We start from the raw sequence: 238 nt of genomic DNA on the forward strand, positions 1-238 counted from the left end.
TCGAGGGTGATCGGCTCGATGTAGACCTTGTCGGCGACGTCACGGTCGGTCATGATCGTGGCGGGATTAGAGTTGACGAGGATGACCTCGTACCCCTCCTCCTTGAGTGCCAGACAGGCCTGAGTACCGGCATAGTCGAACTCGGCAGCCTGACCGATGAGGATCGGCCCGGACCCGATGACGAGAATGCGGTGCAGGTCGGTACGGCGGGGCATCAGTTCTGGCCTCCAGTGTGATC

The 238-nt window shown here is 61.3% G+C and carries 1 protein-coding gene; it reads right to left on the reverse strand.

The window, feature by feature from the left end; translation table 11 throughout:
• Positions 1-215: carbamoyl phosphate synthase preATP-grasp domain-containing protein (locus tag ACKUG4_RS28255; protein ID WP_445435287.1), on the reverse strand; the 215-nt coding region annotated here is incomplete at its 3' end.
• Positions 216-238 lie beyond the last annotated feature (23 nt).

Source organism: Candidatus Pseudomonas auctus (assembly GCF_048654275.1).
Taxonomy (GTDB): domain Bacteria; phylum Pseudomonadota; class Gammaproteobacteria; order Pseudomonadales; family Pseudomonadaceae; genus Aquipseudomonas; species Aquipseudomonas pharyngis.